The following is a 17,256-nucleotide window of genomic DNA, read 5'->3' as shown; positions in this document are numbered from 1 at the left end:
GTGCGTTCTTGCGCTCGTCGGAGCGCACAGCCATCTAGGGCGCGTCACGAGAGGATCGCGCCATGGAAATCGGACTCTACTCCTTCGCCGAGAACACGCCGGACCCGCTGAACGGCGGGCACCTCCAGTCGCCGGCCGAGCGCCTCAAGGACCTGCTCGAGGAGATCAAGCTGGCCGATGAGGTCGGGCTCGATTTCTACGGCCTTGGCGAGCACCACCGTCCCGATTTCGTCGCTTCGGCCCCGGTAACGATCCTTGCCGCGGCGGCGGCCGTGACCAAGCGCATCCGCCTCTCCACCGCCGTCACCGTCCTCAGTTCAGACGACCCCATCCGCGTCTGGCAGCAGTTCGCCACGCTCGACCTGCTCTCGGGCGGCCGCGCCGAGATCATGGCTGGCCGCGGCTCGTTCATCGAGAGCTTCCCGCTCTTCGGCTACGACCTCGAGAACTACGACTCGCTGTTCGAGGAAAAGCTCGCCGAGCTGCTGAAGATCCGCGAGGGCGGCAAGGTCGAATGGCCCGGCTCCGACCACACCAAGCCCATCCCCGGCATCGCCATCTACCCCAAGCCGATCCAGGAGCCGCTGCCGCTATGGATCGCGGTGGGCGGCACTCCGAATTCAGTCGCTCGCGCCGCCTACTATGGCTTGCCCCTCATGCTCGCCATCATCGGCGGCAATCCCGAAGCATTCCGCCAGTTTACCCAGCTCTACCGCATGACCGCCGAGAAGGTCGGCCATGACGTGAGCAAGCTGCCTATCGGCATCTCGTCGCACGGCTTCATCGCCGAGGACTCCCAGGACGCGCTAGATATCGCTTTCCCGACCCACCACGAGGCCATGGCCCGCATCGGCCGCGAACGCGGCTGGCCCCCCACCACCCGCGCCCAGTTCGAAGCCGGCGCCGGGCCTGCGGGAGCCTACTTCATGGGCTCGCCCCAGCAGGTCATCGACAAGATCCTGATGCAGCACGAGTGGTTCCAGCACGACCGCTTCGGCCTGCAACTGAGCGTCGGCACCCTGCCCCACGACAAGGTCATGAAGGCCATCGAGCTCTTCGGCACCGTGGTGAAGCCGGCGGTACAGAAGGCGCTCGGCGCCTAGTTTCGATTGGCGAGGATGCCCTGGTAGAGGGCGATGTGCTGCTCGACCATGGCGCCCGCGCTGTACTCGCTCGCCATCAGCGCCATGCCGGCCCGCCCCATTTCCACGCCGCGGCTCTCGTCGGCGAGGAGCAATGCGATCGCCTCCCGCAGGGCCGGCACGTCCGCCGGGGGTACGAGCAGCCCGTTGACACCATGCCGAACCGCCTCGATGATCCCTCCCGCCGCCGAGGCGACGATCGGCACGCCGGCGGACGATGCCTGCAGCAGCGCCACTCCCAGCCCTTCCATGGTCGCCGGATGGACCAGCAGGTCCAGGTTGCCCATCCAGCGCGGCAGGTCCCAGCGCTGCCCGGCGAACTGCACCACCGCTCCGAGCCCGAGCTGCGCCACCATCTGCTCGAGCTCCGCCTGGCTCCGGCCATTGCCGAACACGACGACCCGAACCCGCTCCGAAGCGAGCTCCGAGAGGGCCTCGAACAGGTAGCGGTGCCCCTTGCGAGGGATCAGCTGAGCGACCACGCCGATGACGAAGGCATCGTCGGGCAGCGCGAACTCGGCCAGGAACTCCGGGCGCGGCGCCGGATGCTGCCAGGGCGCGGGATCGACAGACGAACGGATCGTGACAAGCTTGTCAGCCGGCACGCCTGCGTTCTGCATGACCCGTCGTATCGCATCTGAAATGCAGACGACGCGTGCGTTGAGACGGCTGTGCGCCCAGACGCTGACGGGCGAACTGAGGCGATCGTCTACGCGGCGGGAGGTTACGCACGGAACTCCCGCCCACTTTGCCGCGATCATGCCGAGGACCGCCCCGCGGCGGCTGTGCAGGTGGACGAGGTCCGCGCCCTCCCTCGCGGCCAGGTCGCGCAGGCGCGCCGCGTAGAAGAGATCAGCGTCGCCGGAATAGATGGTGGGCGCGGTTCGGATGCCCATGGCGCGCAGCTGGGTGTCCAGCGGTCCATCCGGTTCACACGCAACCACGCCTTCGACGCCGCGCGAGCGCAGCCCCTCGACGATGTAGAGGACCTGCTGCCCGCCACCCGCCAGGCCCTTGCCCGGCTCCACATGCAGGACCTTCATCGCCAATTCACTCGCCTTCTCATCGCCGCGGCCGCACCAACCCCGGAAGGCTGTCGCGAGCCAGCCCACGATAGAGGTCCAGCAGGGCCGCCGCCTCGCGCTCGACGCTGAATGACGCCAGGACGCGCTCGCGCCCGCTCTTGCCCAGTGCCATTCGCAGCTGGTCATCATCCATGAGCCTGACGAGGGCTTGGGCGAGCGAAGCAGAACTGCCGGTCTCGAACAGCAGCCCCGACTGGCCATCGACGACTGTCTCGGCATAGGAGCCGGCCGAGCTTGCGATTACCGGAACGCCGGACGACATCGCCTCCAGCGGCGTCAGTCCAAATCCTTCGTTGCGGCTGGGCGCAACGCATATATCCACTGCCCTGATGTAGTCGCGAGCATCCGCCACGTGCCCCAGGAAGGTGATCCGGTCGGACAGCGAGGCTGCAGCGACGCGCTGCTGCAGCTCCTCGGCGTAGCGGCGTTGGGCGGGAACGACGTTGCCGACGATCAGCGCTTTCCATTCGGGTCTTTCGCCGGCGTTTGCGATCATAGCATCAATGAAGAGGTCGGTTCCCTTGCTTGGTCGTACCGCGCCGAAGACGCCCACATACGAAGCCCCCGGGTCGAGGCCAAGCTGTTGCTTCAGTTCGCTCCTGCTGTCTACTGGTGAGAACCTTGCGGTATTCACGCCATGCGGAATGATCCGGGACTCGCGGTCCACGAAGCTCGCGCTCTTTCCCGAAGTGGCGACCACGGCATCCACCTTGGACATGAGGAAGTCCGTGTAGCGCGTGTGCTTTCGTTGCGCCGCAGACGTGAACACGACTCGCGTGGATGGACGCAACGTCCTCAGCAGCAGGCCCGCCAGCATCTCGATGTTGCGCCTGGCGTGCCAGACGACGACTCGCGCGTCCGGCCGGTTGCCAGCCTTGTTGTCGTTGCGTGCCTCTCCATGTCTGGGCCCCACGCCCACAATCGAAACATCCACCCCCATCGCCCGCAAGGCCGGGAGGAGCGCAAAGATCGTGGAACTGACGCCGGTCTGCACCAGCTTGAAGTTTGGGTACAGAACCTTCAGCGCGATGGCCCTGTCTTGAGGGGTGATCTTCATCGGATGCTCCTCAAGACGCGGCTACGTGTGCGGTGCCGAACCGGGTCGCGAGTGCCTGCGCCTGCCGGTCGTTGCCGCCTTGCCGGATGTTCGTCCGCACGAGCCCGACCGACTGGGACCCGGGCCACTCGTAAGGGGGACCATGCTCCGGAATCAACCTCACTCGCGTTCCCACGGCTGCCGACATCCATTTCAGCCACAGATCGTCCGCGGTGGGACATAGCTTCGTGAACACATCCCGATCGGTCGCCTCCTTTGGAAGGGAACCGGGAGGATAGAGCACCCCTCCATACCCCGCGGGCATCAGCGGACCGTCGTCGGGGGATACCGCGCCATACCAGGATTTGTAGGCCTGTGGGCTGCCGTGTTCATCGAACTGCATCACGCGCGCACGATGGCAGACTATGGCGCCAGGAGCTGCGAGCTGCCCGCGAACCAGCACGTCGAGCCATTCGGGAGGATAGTACCGGTCGTCATCAGCGGTGACGATGAAGGCTTCCGGAAACGCTTCGAGTGCCGGAACGATCTTGTTGTACGATCTGCCATCCTCGCACTCGCGGACCTCCAGCCCAAACGGCGAAAGGGCAGCCACGTCTTTTGGCAGCCTGGCCGCGTCGCCATGGGCCAACCAAAGCACTATGCGATCGGGGCGGATCGACTGGCGGATCAAGCTCTTGATAGTCAAGACCAGGGTCGGAAAACGTGGCGGATAGGAAGTAAGGGAGATGACCAGATCTGCCGGCAGCGTATGCCGGACTTCTGCCATTCTCGGCTCTTCCTGCCGCATCCTGGCCGCCATGCCGCGCGAATTGAGCTCAGTGGTCAAGCGCTCCCACCATAGCCGGTACCTTGGCTTGCGCTCCGGCCGCAGTCCCTTACTCATTATCCTGCATCCGTCACTTGCGCTTGGCCGCCGGGCGACTAATGCGGTAGCTCAGCGCCGAAATCGCGGCCCGGCTATCAAGCCAGCAATTGCGTAGCGCGGTGCCCAAGGTCCGGCGGGCGGGCGCGGGGCGACGCCATTGTACGCCACTCGCCTCGGCATACCTCCACCACATGCCACCGAAAGCCACCCTGCTGTCGTTCCAGGGCTTACTGGGTCCGGTCCAGTGGATCAGCCAGTGATTGCGAGCCTGGAGGGCCATTTCGCGGCCAAGCCGTTCCAGCACGTAGTAGTGGCGGCGCCGCCCACTTCTCGACCAGACCTGCGCCGAAACATTCCACCGCGGATCGAGCAACTTCATCCGATCCGCCAGCAGGGCATTGATGATGTCCTGGTCGACGAACATCAGTCGGTCGCGATACTCTTCGTCCATGTCCCGGGCCAGTTCGCTGAACCTTACCTCCCTCAGCTTTGCCAGGTCCATCAAGAGCACGCCTGAGTTCACGTACTCATTCTCGTCCGGGTTCAGTCCGAGTAGGAGTTGGCAGTCCCGGAGTTCGTTCTCGGTCTGTTGCTCGGCCCGCGTCATCCTGATGTAGACGCCGACATCAACAACCCCTCCGATGGCATTCTCCCCCAGATCGACGCCCCACAGGTCAGCGATGTCGCCGGTTACGATCACGTCCGCGTCAAGGTAGATCACTCGATCGAGATGCGGAAGCAGGACGGGTAGCAGCGTACGCAGGAGCGCTGCCCGGCTGACATGCGTGTTGTGACCGATTTCGTCGAAGGGGTTCTGTGCCCGCACCGCGCGGACGTGGGGAGCCCGCCAGCTCACGATCTGCTCGGCCACCCACGCTTCGTCCTCGGCGTGGACAATGTGGAAACGCAAATCGTCGGGCCTGGAGGTGTTGGCCAGGATCGAGGCGATCACCACCGCCGCTTGATTGAAGTAGCCGCGGTCCACCGCAAATGCGACGGAAATTTCTTCTCTCATCCGTACTCCTGTCACCCGGCTGTTCATTTCCGGTCTATTGGCGCCCCCGCGCATAAATCGGCTGCCTACACCCGCAGAAATTCCAAGCCGTACCGTTCGACCAGTCTCTTGATCTGCCGGTCATTTCCGCCGTTGTAGATGTTGTACCGAAGGAGATTCAGCCGTTGCGAGCCATGCCACTCGAGCAGCGGCCGCCCATCCGGAACCATGTGGACATCGACGCCACGGCGACCTGACATCCATCTGAGCCAGAGGTCGTCTGCCGTGGGTGACAACTCGCGGAATGCGGTCTCGTCGAGAGTCTCTTCCGGAAGACTGCCGGGCGGATAGAGAATGCCGCCATACCCGGTAGGTAGCAGCGGTCCCTTGTCCGCGGTCGTGGCAAGCGGCCAGAACCGGTATTGCAGCAACTCGCCCTGATCTCCGAATTGGATGACGCGAGCCGTATGGCAGGCTATCGCTCCCGGGCGCTCATGCTGTCCCCTGACCAGGGTCGCCAACCAGTCCGGCGGATAGTAGTGGTCGTCGTCGGCCGTGACTATGTTGCAGTCCGCGTACGCCCTCAGGGCCGGTATGATCTTCTTGTAGGATCCGATGTCGTCGCACTCTGCGATGGTCAGCCCATGACTTCGAAGCGCAAGCACGTCCTCGGGGAGCTTTCTGGCATCCTCGGCGGAAACCCACAGGACTGTGCAATCTGCCAAAACTGATTGGGAGAGCAGGCACTTGATCGTCAGCGATAGCGTCGCGTACCGATCCGGGTACGAGGTCAAGGAGACGATCAGTCGCCCCGGCAGGCCATGACGTTCGATGCCGCGTTGCGGCGTCGATTTGCGCACGCGCCGCGCCGTCCTGATCGACAGCACGAGCCTGCGAATGGCCCGTTCCTGTGACTTGAGCCAACCTCGCACGCGTATCGCTACCTGTGTCCGAGGCTGTTGTCGTGATCGCGGGAGGTCATGGATAGCCGCTACTTCCCGCTCCGCCTGATCGACTTGATCTGCAGCGGGGGAACGCCGGACTTCTCGGCGATGGCCTGGTCCTGCTCCATGATGAAGGTCTTGGCCGGCTCGTCCTTGTCGAGGCCGCCCAGAAGGTCGGCGGGCACCTTGCGGTTGGAGCGCTGGCTGTCGTCCTCGTACACGATGTCGAACAGCACGAATTCGCTGCGGGCGGTAGGTTTCTTGGCCATGGTCGTCTCCATTCGTCCGAAACGCCGAGTTCCCCGGCAAGTACACCAGGGCGCGTCTGGAAATGTTCGAAAGCTCAGCTGCGGAAGATCGCGTCGCCCTGTTCGTCGATGATCTGCCGGCCCTTGGCAAGCGAGAAGCTCACCACGTCTTCCTTGGAGGAGAAACGGTCCGCCCGCACGAACTTGTAGCTCTTGAGTTCGCCATCGATCTCTTTTTCTATCGTCCCGGCCAGCTGGTATTCGCTGCCCACCGTCATGGTGATCGCCTTGATGGCGTAGCCCTTGTAGCTTTCTTCACCGACCACCGCCGGCTCGATCGACTTCGTGGCCCCGCCGCCACCGAACAGATTTTTCCAGAACGACATCAGGACCTCGGCCTCAATAGCTTTGCCCGCCCGCTTTAGGCTGTGGGCCGCCCTTTGTCCACAACTCAGGCCGCGTTCAACAGGCCCAGCTTCTTCATCAGTTCTTCCTCGTCCTCGTGGCTGATGAAAAGGATGATCCTCGGCGTGTCGTCGGTAAGCTGGACAAGGTAGCTGACGTCGAACTCCACGGGCTTGTCGAGCTTCTCGAAGGTTACGCCCCAGTGGATTGTGACCATCACATAGTCATCGCCGAACCACGTCTCCTTCATTGCCAGCGCCTCGGCTGACTGCTGCCCGACGCTACGATAGAACTCCGCCGCCTTCCCGGCATTGCTGAGGAACTCCTCGCGCTTCTGCGAGATTATCCCCTTCGGTCCCGCCGCGATGAAGTCATCGGCGTACAGCCCAGCCGTCTTCTGCAGCTGCAGCGCACTGAACGACCTGCCGTACTCGGCGAAGAGCTGCTCGATCCGCTTGTCCATAAACGTTCTCCTCTCGCTGAGAGAACGGACACCGCACGCCGCTGTTCCCCACCTGATTTTTGAACATCGTTCATTTCATTGCTTGAACACGGTTTTTGGTCGCGCCCTGATCCATATGGGCCTGCTCGGTCTCAACGGCTGGATCGCCGTGCAGTTCTGGCGCATGCCCGAGCCGTGGCCGCACCTGATTGGCTGCAGCGGCTGGGGCAGCGCTAGAGCCGCCCCCGCCTGAGCGAAAAGCAAAAAGGCCCGGGTCATTGACCCGGGCCTTCTTGATTCAACATGCCGACAAACTCAGTTGTCGAGGAAGCTGCGGAGCTTCCGGCTGCGGCTCGGGTGCTTGAGCTTGCGCAGCGCCTTGGCCTCGATCTGGCGGATACGCTCGCGCGTCACGCTGAACTGCTGGCCGACTTCCTCGAGCGTGTGGTCGGTGTTCATGCCGATGCCGAAGCGCATGCGCAGCACGCGTTCCTCGCGCGGCGTCAGCGACGCCAGCACGCGGGTCGTGGTCTCGCGCAGGTTCGACTGGATCGCCGCATCGATCGGCTGGATGGCGTTCGAATCCGGGATGAAATCTCCGAGGTTCGAATCCTCCTCGTCGCCGATCGGCGTCTCCAGGCTGATCGGCTCCTTGGCGATCTTGAGGACCTTGCGGACCTTGTCGAGCGGCATCTGGAGCTTCTCGCTCAGCTCTTCCGGGGTCGGCTCGCGGCCGATCTCGTGGAGCATCTGGCGGGACGTACGGACGATCTTGTTGATCGTCTCGATCATGTGCACCGGGATACGGATGGTGCGCGCCTGGTCGGCGATCGAGCGGGTGATCGCCTGCCGGATCCACCACGTGGCATAGGTCGAGAACTTGTAGCCGCGACGGTACTCGAACTTGTCGACGGCCTTCATGAGACCGATATTGCCTTCCTGGATCAGATCGAGGAACTGCAGGCCGCGGTTCGTGTACTTCTTGGCGATCGAGATCACGAGGCGGAGGTTGGCCTCCACCATCTCCTTCTTCGCAATCGCGGCTTCGCGCTCGCCCTTCTGCACCTTGTGGACGATGCGGCGGTACTCGGCGATGTCGAGACCGGTTTCGGTCGCGAGCGTGTGGATCTCGCCACGGATTTCGTTGATCGTGTCGACTTCGCGCTTGGCGAATTCACCCCAGCCCCTGCCGGAGCGGCTCGAGATCGTGCCGACCCAGTCCTGGTCCAGTTCGCTCCCGTAGTGGGCCTGCAGGAAGTCCTCGCGCTTGACACCATAGCTCTCGGCGAGGCGCAGCAGGCGGCCTTCATAGCGCACAAGGCGCTTGTTGATGTCGTAAAGCTGCTCGACCAGGCTCTCGATACGGCCCTGGTTGAGGCTCAGCGACTTCACGTCGGTGATCACCTCACCGCGCAGGCCATCGAGCTTCTTGAGGTCGGCCGCGCTCGCCGGAGCGGCGCCAGCCAGGCGATCCTCGGCATGCTGGTCCTGGAGCTTGCGCATCTTGCCATAGGCTTCGGCGATGCGATCGAAGGTCGCGACGACCTGAGGCTTCAGCTCCGCTTCCATTGCGGAAAGCGACAGCGAGTTCTCGAAATCGTCGTCTTCTTCCTCGACCGGATCCTGCGGCGCCTCGGGCTCCTCGGGAACGTAGTCGTCTTCCTCGCCGCCCGAAGCCTTCCTGGGAGCCGGCTTGGGCTTGGCCGCCTTGGGGTCTTCGCGCTTCTCGGCCGGACGCTCGATCTCGGCAGGCATCACCGGTGCTTCGCGCTTGGCATCGGGGCCGGCATAGGTCGCCTCGAGATCGATGATGTCGCGCAGCAGAATCTCGGCATTGGCCAGCTGGTCGCGCCAGATGATGATGGCCTGGAAGGTCAGCGGGCTCTCGCACAGGCCCTCGATCATGGTCTCGCGACCGGCCTCGATGCGCTTGGCGATGGCGATTTCGCCCTCGCGGCTGAGCAGCTCAACCGAGCCCATCTCGCGCAGGTACATGCGCACCGGATCATCGGTGCGGTCACTGCCCTCGCGAGCGTTGGACTTGGACGCAACGGCCGTGCCGGTACGCTCGGCAATCTCGGTCGACTCTTCCTCGGCCGTATCGGGCTCGGCCTCTTCGACCTCGTCCTCGTCGACGACGTTGATGCCCATGTCGGAGAACATCGCCATGATGTCCTCAATCTGCTCGGAGTTGACCTCCTCCGAGGGCAGAACGGCGTTCAGTTCTTCATAGGTGACATAACCGCGCTTCTTGGCGGTCTTGATCAGCTTTTTTACGGCGGCATCGGATAGGTCGAGCAGCGGGCTATCGGGGGCCTCAGCCCCAGCTGCGCCGGCAACTTCCGGCTTCTCAACGTCTTTGGGCTTGGTCTGTGTCGCTGCCTTGGTGGCCATCTAGCTTGCTGCTCCGGGCGCCCCGCCTGGTCGGGTGCCGATAAGTCGTTAAGTGGTCACGGCTTGAAACATCGTAAAGGGAAGCTCTGGCGCGACGGTTTCCGATGTGCCGTCACTTGTCCGTCATCGGAGTGATTCGCCCATAAGCGAAATCGCGCGTACCCGCAGCCTTCACTAAAAGCTCCGTGTCGCGCGCCCCGATAACGAACCAAACCCTTCGATCAATGCCTCTGTGCCATCGACGGTGGTGATCTGGTTCTGGATGTCCCGCAGCCGTTCGAATGTTTCCTCGCTCGGGTCGTCGCCCAGCGCCAATTCGGCTGCCTTCAGGGCCTTATTTAGCTCAACAGATTTGTAATGCAAGGCCAGGGCATGCGCTAATCCGATCTCGGCGTCGGGATCGGCGATCTCCGATCCGGTCTGCCAAACCCCCTGACGCGCCAGCAGATCCTGCATTTTGTCGATCGGCTCGCCATAGCCGCGGGCGCCCAGAGCCGCCCTCAGCGCCTCCGCCGAAATATCGTGGTCGCGCGTCACGAGGTCCAGCAACGCGCCCAGAAGGTTCCGCGAGGTCGGCGAAGAGAGCTCGAGCGACGCAAGTGATTCGAGCCGGCTGTCGGCAAGCGCCGGATGGTTGACGAGCGTCATCAGGATCGCCGCCTCGCGCGGGGTGGCGTCGAGCCCCCTGCCCGGCTTCAGCAGCCGCGAGTTCCGCAGCGTATCCGACACCACGACGCGCGGACTGCCGCGACCGGCGAACGAGTTCCCCCCACGCCCTCCGCGCTGCTGGTTGCCGCCGCGCCCTTCCCAGCGCTGCTGCCGCACGGGTGCGAAGAACGCCTGCAGCTTCTCGTCGAAGGCCTGCATGTAGTGCCGCTTGACCGACTGATCACCGATGGCGCCGGCGCGCGCCTTGAGCCGCGCCTCGAGCGCAGCACGCGCCTCCGGCGTCTCCGGCACGATGCCGCCCGTCTCGATGCTCCAGATCACGTCGGACAACGAACGCGCCCGGTCGATCACCTCGGCGAAGGCGCCCCTGCCCTGGGCCTTGATCAGGTCGTCCGGGTCCTGCCCCTCCGGCAACGTGGCGATCCTGACGGTGCGACCCGGCTGAAGATGCGGCAGCACCAGGTCGGTCGTCTTCGCAGCGGCGCGTTGGCCCGCCGCGTCCCCGTCGAAACAGAGGATCGGTGCGTCGCTCATCCGCCAGAGCAGTTGCAGGTGCTCTTCGGTCAGCGCGGTGCCCATCGGCGCCACCGTTCCATCGAAGCCCGCCGTCACCGCCGCGATCACGTCGAGATAGCCCTCGACCACGATGACCTGCTTGCCCGACCGCGCCGCCTCGCGAGCCGTCTGCCCATTGTAGAGGTTGAGCCGCTTCTTGAAGAGCTCGGTCTCCGGCGAGTTGAGGTACTTGGCCGGTACGTCCGGCGAGAGCGCCCGTCCGCCGAACGCGATGACCTTGCCGCGAAAATCGGTGATCGGAAACATCACCCGGTTGCGGAAGCGATCGTAGGGGAGCGGCGAGTCCTCGCGCACCACGACCAACCCCGTATCGACCATCTCCTGCGCCGACACGCCGTTGGAGGCGAGATGCTCCTTGAGGCCATTGGCGCTGTCGGGGGCATAGCCCAGCCGGAATCGCGTCTGCGACGCCGCGCTCACGCCGCGCTCGTGCAGATAGCCGCGAGCCCGCGCGCCGATATTGTGGCTCAGGGCCGCCTCGAAATACTGGGTCGCGATCTCCATCACGTCGTAGAGCGAACGCCGTGCTTCCTGCCGCCGCTCCTCGCGCTCGTCCCGCGCCGGCATCGGCACGCCGGCCATGCCCGCGAGCTTCTCCACCGCCTCGGGGAAACTCATCCCCGCCTTCTCGGTCAGGAACCGGAAGTGGTCACCGGATACTCCGCAGCCGAAACAGTGGTAGATGCCGCGCCGGTCATCGGCGTGAAAGCTCGGGCTCTTCTCGCCATGGAACGGGCAGCAGGCCCACATGTCGCCGCGCTGCGGCTGGCTCTTGCGCTTGTCCCAGATGACGTGCTCGCCCACCACCTGCGAAATCGGCAGGCGCTGCCGGATCTCATCGAGGAAGCCGTCGGAAAAGCGCATCGGAACAATCTTGAGGCGGGCCGTCAGTCCGCGAGCCCGTCCTATCCCTACACAGCTAATGGCGTCACGGGAAGCATGCTGGGCAACCAGCATCGCTCGACATCGTTGAGCAACGACAGCCTCCACGGGTCCGTCCAATGGCATCCAGCCCGGCCGCTACCACTGAGCGTCCTCACGCCTTCGACAGGTGGAAGGGCATCATGTTGGCGACCTTCAGGTCGTTCTTCCTCGATCCCGACAACGCGCCCCGCTGCGCGGCGGTGGCGTTCTTCGGCTTCCTGTCCTTTTTTCCCGCCATTGCCACGATCGCGCTGATCTACGGCATCGTCGCCAATCGCCAGATGGTCGCCGACACGATCGACAGCGTCGGCTACGTGATCCCGGAGATGGCGCGGAACATCGTCGCCGAGCAACTCGACATGCTCGCTTCACAGCCTCCGGCGACCCTGGGCTTGGGCCTGCTGATCACCGTGCCCTTCGCCCTGTGGAGCGGCTCTCGTGGCGTCGATGCGCTGCTCTACGCCATGTCGCGCATCCGCGGGGAGAAGCCGCGGCGCAGCTTCTTCAAGGCACTGCTCTACGCAATCGGGCTAAGCATCGCCGGCGCCATCTTCGTCGTGCTCGCCCTGCTCGCCGTGGCGGGCCTCCCCGCGCTCCTCCCCTGGCCCTCCGGGGAGGAGGTCCTCGTCCTGGTGCTGCGCTGGCCGGTCCTCTTCGTGCTGACCATCGGCGTCCTCGCCGCGCTCTACCGGTGGGGGCCCGACCGGCATCCGCGCAAGTTCCGCTACATCTGGCCGGGCGCAATCCTAGCCTCGCTGCTGTGGTTGCTCGCGGGCGCCGTCTTCTCGATCTATGTCGAGAACTGGGGCAACTACGAAGCCACCTTCGGCTCCGTTTCCGCCGCGGTGGTCCTGCTGCTGTGGCTCTACAACTCGGCCCAGATCCTCGTGCTCGGCGCTGTGTTCAACACCGAGATCGAGCGGGCGACCACCGCTAGCCGTTGAGCCTGAACTTCACGAACCGCTGTCCATCGTATTCGACCTCGCCCGCCGGTACGAACCCCAGTCGTGCGAGGCCCTTCATCCGCACGCGGCTCGGAGGCAGCATGATCGTGACATTGCTGAGCTTCATCTCGCGGGCGCGCCGCACCAGCTCACCGAAGATGCGCGCGCCGTGCCCCCAGAATCCAGGGAGGAGTACCAGGCCGAGGTCGGCCTCGTCGCCTTCCTCCTGGAAGCCGCCCCAGCCGGCAAAATCCCCATCGATGCGGATGGCCCACGGACCGTAGCCGTTCGCGTCCCACTGCGCGTCCTTGCTTGCTGCCCAGTCGCGCGCCTGACCCTCCTGCCACTCGCCCCCGGCGAGCGGCATGTGTCGGCGCACATCCGGATCATTGAGCAGTCGCACCCAATGCTCTGAGGGCACGTCGGACAGCCTGTGGAAGGTAATGGCGGACGCCATCGCGGATCGGCTCAGGCTTTCGGCGCGCCCTTCGCGCTCTGATACATCCGCCATGCCAGCCCGAAGAGGCCGATGGCGAAGATGATGGCGAGGATTCCGCCCAGGATCACGAACACCCAGGCCGCCGTCATCGGGAAGAACAGCAGCGCCACGCCGAACACCACATAGGCCACGCCCGACAGCAGCACCGGCCAGATCTTGGCGTAGTGCTCGCGCTCGCGGACGATCACCCAGATCTCCATCACGCCCACGAAGATCGACTGGAACGCGACGAGGTAGACGAGGAAGGTCGCTGTCAGCAGTGTGGCAACGAACGGCGATATGAGGATCAGCACGCCCGTGATGATCGCCAGTGCATTGCGCACCACGTCGAACCAGTAGTTGCCGGTCTTCGCACCACCGAAGGTCAGGCTCCACAGCCCCAGCACGCCATCGACCAGCAACAAAGCGCCGCCGAACAGGACCAGCACCACGAGCGCCTGCGACGGGAAGATGATCGCATAAATGCCGGCGAGCAGCATCAGCAGGCCCCTCAGCCCTGTGATCCATGCCCAGCGCCTGCGCGTGTCGCTCGAGATCGCCATCGGTCCGCCTCCAATGTCATTGCCTGACTTGAGGTTAGCCGATTTTCACGCGCCGCCAAACCCGTTCCGGGCCGCCGCAGCCTTATGCACCGAACTTGCGTCGGCACTGGAGAAGTGATCTTACCCACGCCCAATCATGTTTTGAGGCTTTTCCGATGCCACTCGCAATTTACGCTCTGGCGCTTGCCGCCTTTGCCGTTGGCTCGGCCGAGTTCGTCATCTCGGGCATCCTGCCTCCCCTCGCTGAGGATCTCGCCGTCTCGATTCCCACTGCCGGCCTGCTCGTCACGGCCTATGCGGCAGGCGTCGCCATCGGAGGGCCCATCCTCACGGTCCTGACGTCCCGCTATTCGCAGCGCAGTGTGCTGATCGGCGTGATGGTGCTCTTCACCGTCTCGCAGGTCCTCTGCGCATTCGCGCCCGACTATGGGTTGCTGCTCGCGGCACGCCTGCTCTCTTCGATCGCCCACGGTGCTTTCTTCGGGGCCGGCAATGTCCTCGTCGCCAACCTCGTTCCGCCCGAGCGCCGTGGCGGCGCCTTCTCGCTTTTCATCAGCGGCATCACCGTCGCCAACCTGCTCGGCCTGCCGGGCGGCAGCGCCATCGGCCTGCACTTCGGCTGGCGCGCAACCTTCATCACTGTCGCTGTGCTGGGTGCAATTGCTGCCGTCGTCCTGATCCTGCGCGTCCCCAGGACCGGCGCACCCGGCGAGAACGCCCCCAGCCTCGGCGAGCAGGTTCGCGAGTTGCGCCACCAGCAGGTCTGGCTGTCGTACCTGACGATCACCTTCGTGATGGTCGGCGCGCTCACCTTCGGCACCTATCAGGTGCCGATCATGGAGCAGGTCACCGGCCTCTCGCCCTCGATCGTGCCGTTCTATCTGCTGATCGGCGGTCTCGGCTCGGTGCTCGGCATCTACCTGGGTGGTCGCGGCACCGACTGGAAGCCGATGCCCACGCTGATCACGGTGCTGCTGCTGCAGGCGCTGTTCTACTTCACCATGCTGTTCGCCATGCACGACAAGGTGTGGATGACGGTGAACCTACTGATCTCGTCGATCCTCGGCTTCGCCTTCTCGACGCCGCTGCAGACGCGCGTCATCGCGGCTGCCCATTCAGCTCCCAACCTTGCCTCTGCGCTGATCTCGACGGCGTTCAACATCGGGATCGCGGCCGGCGCGGGCATCGGCGCCATCCTGCTGACGAGCGGCATCCGCTATGCCGACCTCCCCGCCGTGGGCGTGATCACGAGCCTGCTGGCTGCTGCAACGGCGACCCTGTCGTTCTTGCTGGAGCGCCGGCAACTGTCGCTGGCGAGCGCCTAGCTCCCCAGCGCCGCCTTGATCCTGGCCGAAGCCTTGCCGAAATCGATCTGGCCGGCGTACTCGGCCTTGAGCGAGGCGATCACCTTGCCCATGTCCTTGCCGCCCTGCGCGCCGGTCTTGCCGATGGCGTCGGCGATCGCCGCCTCGAGTTCGGCTTCGCTCAGCCCCTTGGGCAGGAACTCGCCGAGAATGGCGATCTCCTCGCGCTCGACGGTGGCGAGGTCCTCGCGGCCCGCCTTCTCGTAGATGCCCAGCGATTCCTCGCGCTGCTTCACCATCTTCTGCAGCAGCGCGAGCAGGTCCGGGTCGCTCAGCGGTCCCTTGCCCGTGCCGCGGGCCTCGATGTCCTTGTCCTTGATCGCCGCAATGACCGCACGCAACGTCGCCGTGCGCCGCTTGTCGCCGGCCTTCAGCGCCGTCTTGTAACCTTCGCTGATCAGCTCGCGCATTCACTAACTCCTTGGTGCGGGCGGCACGTCGGCCACCATCATGAGATTTCCGTCCGGGTCCTTGAACGTGAAAAACACGCCATCGGTGACCGGCCCGACCTCGGCAGCGCCCCGCTGGATGGCATGCTCGCGCGCCGCCTGGATGTCGGAAGTGTTGAAGTGGAAGGCCGGCTTCCTGTCATGCGGCCCGATGTAGTCTTTGCTGTCGAGCACCAGCCCGCTGCCGGCCGCCATCGGCACCACATGGATATGCCCGAACAGGATCTCGCCGCCAGGCTCGAGCCCGAAAAACGCCCGGTACCAGTCGCGCGATCTTTCGATGTCGCTCACCGGTACGAAAACTCCGCCAATCTCACGGTCAATCGCAGCCATGATGCTTGCCTTGTCCCCTCTTTGCCGCACCCCATATAGCGCAATAATGCCGGTGCGCCACTTGCGCTCCGACGGCCCCCCAACTAAGGAGGGGCCTCAACCGACACCGACCAGAACCTTTGGAGCCCCGCCATGACCGGCTGGCAGCAAAAGCCCGCGACCGCCCTCCTGCTGCTCGACGACGGCACCCGCCTCGAGGGCCACGGTATCGGCGCCATCGGCCACTCGGCTGGCGAGGTCTGCTTCAATACGGCGATGACCGGCTACCAGGAGATCCTCACCGATCCCTCCTACGCCGGCCAGATCATCACCTTCACCTTCCCGCATATCGGCAACGTCGGCACCAACGACGAGGATATCGAGACGGTCAACATGGCCGCACTCTCGGGCATCCGCGGCTGCGTGCTCCGCGCCGACATCACCAACCCGTCCAACTACCGGGCCGTCGAAAAGCTCGATGCCTGGCTGAAGAAGCGCAACATCATCGGCATCGCCGGCGTCGACACCCGCGCCCTGACGGCCCGTATCCGCGAGAAGGGCATGCCCAACGGCGTCATCGCCCATGCTCCCGACGGCTATTTCCACGAGCCGTCCATGATTGCCGAACTCAAGGCCTTCCCCGGCCTCGAGGGCCTCGACCTCGCCAAGGAAGTGACGACCGCCCAGACCTACCACTGGGACCAGACCTCGTGGACGCGCACGGGCGGCTACGGTCGACTCGAGAATCCCGAGTTCCACGTCGTCGCCATCGACTACGGCGCCAAGCGCAACATCCTGCGCCAGCTTGCCGACCAGGGCGCCAAGGTCACCGTCGTGCCCGCCACGGCGACGGCCAAGGACGTGCTCTCGCACAACCCCGACGCGATCTTCCTCTCCAACGGTCCGGGCGATCCGGCCGCCACCGGCAAGTATGCCGTCCCGACCATCAAGGCCCTGATGGAGACCGGTAAGCCGATGTTCGGCATCTGCCTCGGTCACCAGCTTCTCGGCCTCGCCGTCGGCGGCAAGACCGAGAAGATGCACCAGGGCCATCACGGCGCCAATCATCCGGTCAAGGACCTCACCACCGGCAAGGTCGAGATCACCTCGATGAACCACGGCTTCGCGGTCGACACCGAAAGCCTGCCGGGCAACGTCAAGCAGACCCACGTCTCGCTGTTCGATGGCTCCAATGCCGGCCTCGAGGTCGAGGGCAAGCCGATCTTCTCGGTGCAGTACCACCCCGAAGCCAGCCCCGGCCCGCACGACAGCCACTACCTCTTCACGCGCTTCCTCAACCTGGTGCGCGCCCAGAAGGGGATGGCGCAGATGCCCGAGCAGGTGAAGGCCGGCGAATAGCAAAGGGCCGCCCTTTCGGACGGCCCCCATCGGTCAGGTCTG

General features: G+C 64.6%; 19 protein-coding genes. 5 read left to right on the top strand and 14 right to left on the bottom strand.

Going from position 1 to position 17,256, the window contains the following annotated elements; all coding sequences use genetic code 11:
* The first annotated feature begins 62 nt into the window (after positions 1-62).
* A complete protein-coding gene (locus tag PRN20_RS18730; protein ID WP_273959161.1) occupies positions 63-1,103 on the top strand; it encodes an LLM class flavin-dependent oxidoreductase in 1,041 nt (346 codons plus the stop codon).
* On the opposite strand, the gene PRN20_RS18725 is transcribed toward PRN20_RS18730, so the two are convergent.
* From PRN20_RS18725 to PRN20_RS18690, 8 genes are all read right to left on the bottom strand, one after another.
* Positions 1,100-2,185, bottom strand: coding sequence for a glycosyltransferase (locus PRN20_RS18725; protein ID WP_273959671.1), 1,086 nt, complete (start codon positions 2,183-2,185; stop codon positions 1,100-1,102). The genes PRN20_RS18730 and PRN20_RS18725 overlap by 4 nt on opposite strands.
* 19 nt (positions 2,186-2,204) lie before the next feature.
* Positions 2,205-3,284, bottom strand: coding sequence for a glycosyltransferase family 4 protein (locus PRN20_RS18720; protein WP_273959160.1), 1,080 nt, complete (start codon positions 3,282-3,284; stop codon positions 2,205-2,207).
* A 10-nt stretch (positions 3,285-3,294) separates the two neighbouring features.
* Positions 3,295-4,110 (bottom strand): glycosyltransferase family A protein, encoded by an 816-nt coding sequence (locus tag PRN20_RS18715; RefSeq protein WP_273959159.1) that lies wholly within the window; start codon positions 4,108-4,110, stop codon positions 3,295-3,297.
* A 70-nt stretch (positions 4,111-4,180) separates the two neighbouring features.
* Positions 4,181-5,164, bottom strand: coding sequence for a glycosyltransferase family 8 protein (locus tag PRN20_RS18710; RefSeq protein WP_273959158.1), 984 nt, complete (start codon positions 5,162-5,164; stop codon positions 4,181-4,183).
* 65 nt (positions 5,165-5,229) lie between these two features.
* Positions 5,230-6,003 (bottom strand): hypothetical protein, encoded by a 774-nt coding sequence (locus tag PRN20_RS18705; protein WP_273959157.1) that lies wholly within the window; start codon positions 6,001-6,003, stop codon positions 5,230-5,232.
* A gap of 131 nt (positions 6,004-6,134) precedes the next feature.
* A complete protein-coding gene (locus PRN20_RS18700; RefSeq protein WP_273959156.1) occupies positions 6,135-6,356 on the bottom strand; it encodes a hypothetical protein in 222 nt (73 codons plus the stop codon).
* A 74-nt stretch (positions 6,357-6,430) separates the two neighbouring features.
* A complete protein-coding gene (locus PRN20_RS18695) occupies positions 6,431-6,721 on the bottom strand; it encodes an HlyU family transcriptional regulator (RefSeq protein ID WP_273959155.1) in 291 nt (96 codons plus the stop codon).
* Between the two features lie 65 nt (positions 6,722-6,786).
* Positions 6,787-7,203, bottom strand: coding sequence for a hypothetical protein (locus PRN20_RS18690; protein ID WP_273959154.1), 417 nt, complete (start codon positions 7,201-7,203; stop codon positions 6,787-6,789).
* Positions 7,204-7,285: 82 nt separating this feature from the next.
* Between PRN20_RS18690 and PRN20_RS18685 the strand changes: the two genes are divergently transcribed.
* Positions 7,286-7,435, top strand: coding sequence for a hypothetical protein (locus PRN20_RS18685; RefSeq protein ID WP_273959153.1), 150 nt, complete (start codon positions 7,286-7,288; stop codon positions 7,433-7,435).
* Positions 7,436-7,497: 62 nt separating this feature from the next.
* Here PRN20_RS18685 and rpoD read toward each other — a convergent pair whose 3' ends face one another.
* The gene (gene rpoD, locus PRN20_RS18680) at positions 7,498-9,576 is read right to left on the bottom strand and encodes an RNA polymerase sigma factor RpoD (RefSeq protein ID WP_273959152.1); all 2,079 of its coding nucleotides are present in this window, start codon (positions 9,574-9,576) and stop codon (positions 7,498-7,500) included.
* A gap of 174 nt (positions 9,577-9,750) precedes the next feature.
* Positions 9,751-11,685 carry a DNA primase gene (gene dnaG / locus PRN20_RS18675; RefSeq protein ID WP_273959151.1) on the bottom strand — a complete coding sequence of 645 codons (1,935 nt, stop codon included), beginning with the start codon at positions 11,683-11,685 and terminating at the stop codon, positions 9,751-9,753.
* A 200-nt stretch (positions 11,686-11,885) separates the two neighbouring features.
* Here dnaG and PRN20_RS18670 point away from each other — a divergent pair, with 200 nt between their 5' ends.
* Positions 11,886-12,689 carry a YihY/virulence factor BrkB family protein gene (locus PRN20_RS18670; protein ID WP_273959150.1) on the top strand — a complete coding sequence of 268 codons (804 nt, stop codon included), beginning with the start codon at positions 11,886-11,888 and terminating at the stop codon, positions 12,687-12,689.
* On the opposite strand, the gene PRN20_RS18665 is transcribed toward PRN20_RS18670, so the two are convergent.
* Positions 12,679-13,092: a GNAT family N-acetyltransferase gene (locus PRN20_RS18665; RefSeq protein ID WP_337956263.1), complete on the bottom strand. Its 414-nt coding sequence runs from the start codon at positions 13,090-13,092 to the stop codon at positions 12,679-12,681. The genes PRN20_RS18670 and PRN20_RS18665 overlap by 11 nt on opposite strands.
* Positions 13,093-13,157: 65 nt before the next feature.
* Positions 13,158-13,730: an HdeD family acid-resistance protein gene (locus tag PRN20_RS18660; protein ID WP_273959148.1), complete on the bottom strand. Its 573-nt coding sequence runs from the start codon at positions 13,728-13,730 to the stop codon at positions 13,158-13,160.
* A gap of 155 nt (positions 13,731-13,885) precedes the next feature.
* Here PRN20_RS18660 and PRN20_RS18655 point away from each other — a divergent pair, with 155 nt between their 5' ends.
* A complete protein-coding gene (locus PRN20_RS18655) occupies positions 13,886-15,055 on the top strand; it encodes an MFS transporter (protein ID WP_273959147.1) in 1,170 nt (389 codons plus the stop codon).
* Here the strand turns inward: PRN20_RS18655 and PRN20_RS18650 are convergent.
* Both PRN20_RS18650 and PRN20_RS18645 read right to left on the bottom strand, forming a co-directional pair.
* Positions 15,052-15,504, bottom strand: a complete 453-nt coding sequence (locus tag PRN20_RS18650) for a GatB/YqeY domain-containing protein (protein WP_273959146.1) — start codon at positions 15,502-15,504, stop codon at positions 15,052-15,054. The genes PRN20_RS18655 and PRN20_RS18650 overlap by 4 nt on opposite strands.
* A 3-nt stretch (positions 15,505-15,507) precedes the next feature.
* Positions 15,508-15,876 carry a VOC family protein gene (locus PRN20_RS18645; protein ID WP_273959145.1) on the bottom strand — a complete coding sequence of 123 codons (369 nt, stop codon included), beginning with the start codon at positions 15,874-15,876 and terminating at the stop codon, positions 15,508-15,510.
* A 132-nt stretch (positions 15,877-16,008) separates the two neighbouring features.
* Between PRN20_RS18645 and carA the strand changes: the two genes are divergently transcribed.
* Positions 16,009-17,214 carry a glutamine-hydrolyzing carbamoyl-phosphate synthase small subunit gene (carA, locus tag PRN20_RS18640; protein ID WP_273959144.1) on the top strand — a complete coding sequence of 402 codons (1,206 nt, stop codon included), beginning with the start codon at positions 16,009-16,011 and terminating at the stop codon, positions 17,212-17,214.
* The last annotated feature ends 42 nt before the right edge of the window (positions 17,215-17,256 follow it).

The organism is Devosia sp. ZB163 (assembly GCF_028613635.1).
GTDB lineage: Bacteria > Pseudomonadota > Alphaproteobacteria > Rhizobiales > Devosiaceae > Devosia_A.
Note: the sequence above shows the minus strand (reverse complement) of the source record. Positions and strands in the feature narration are given on the sequence as shown.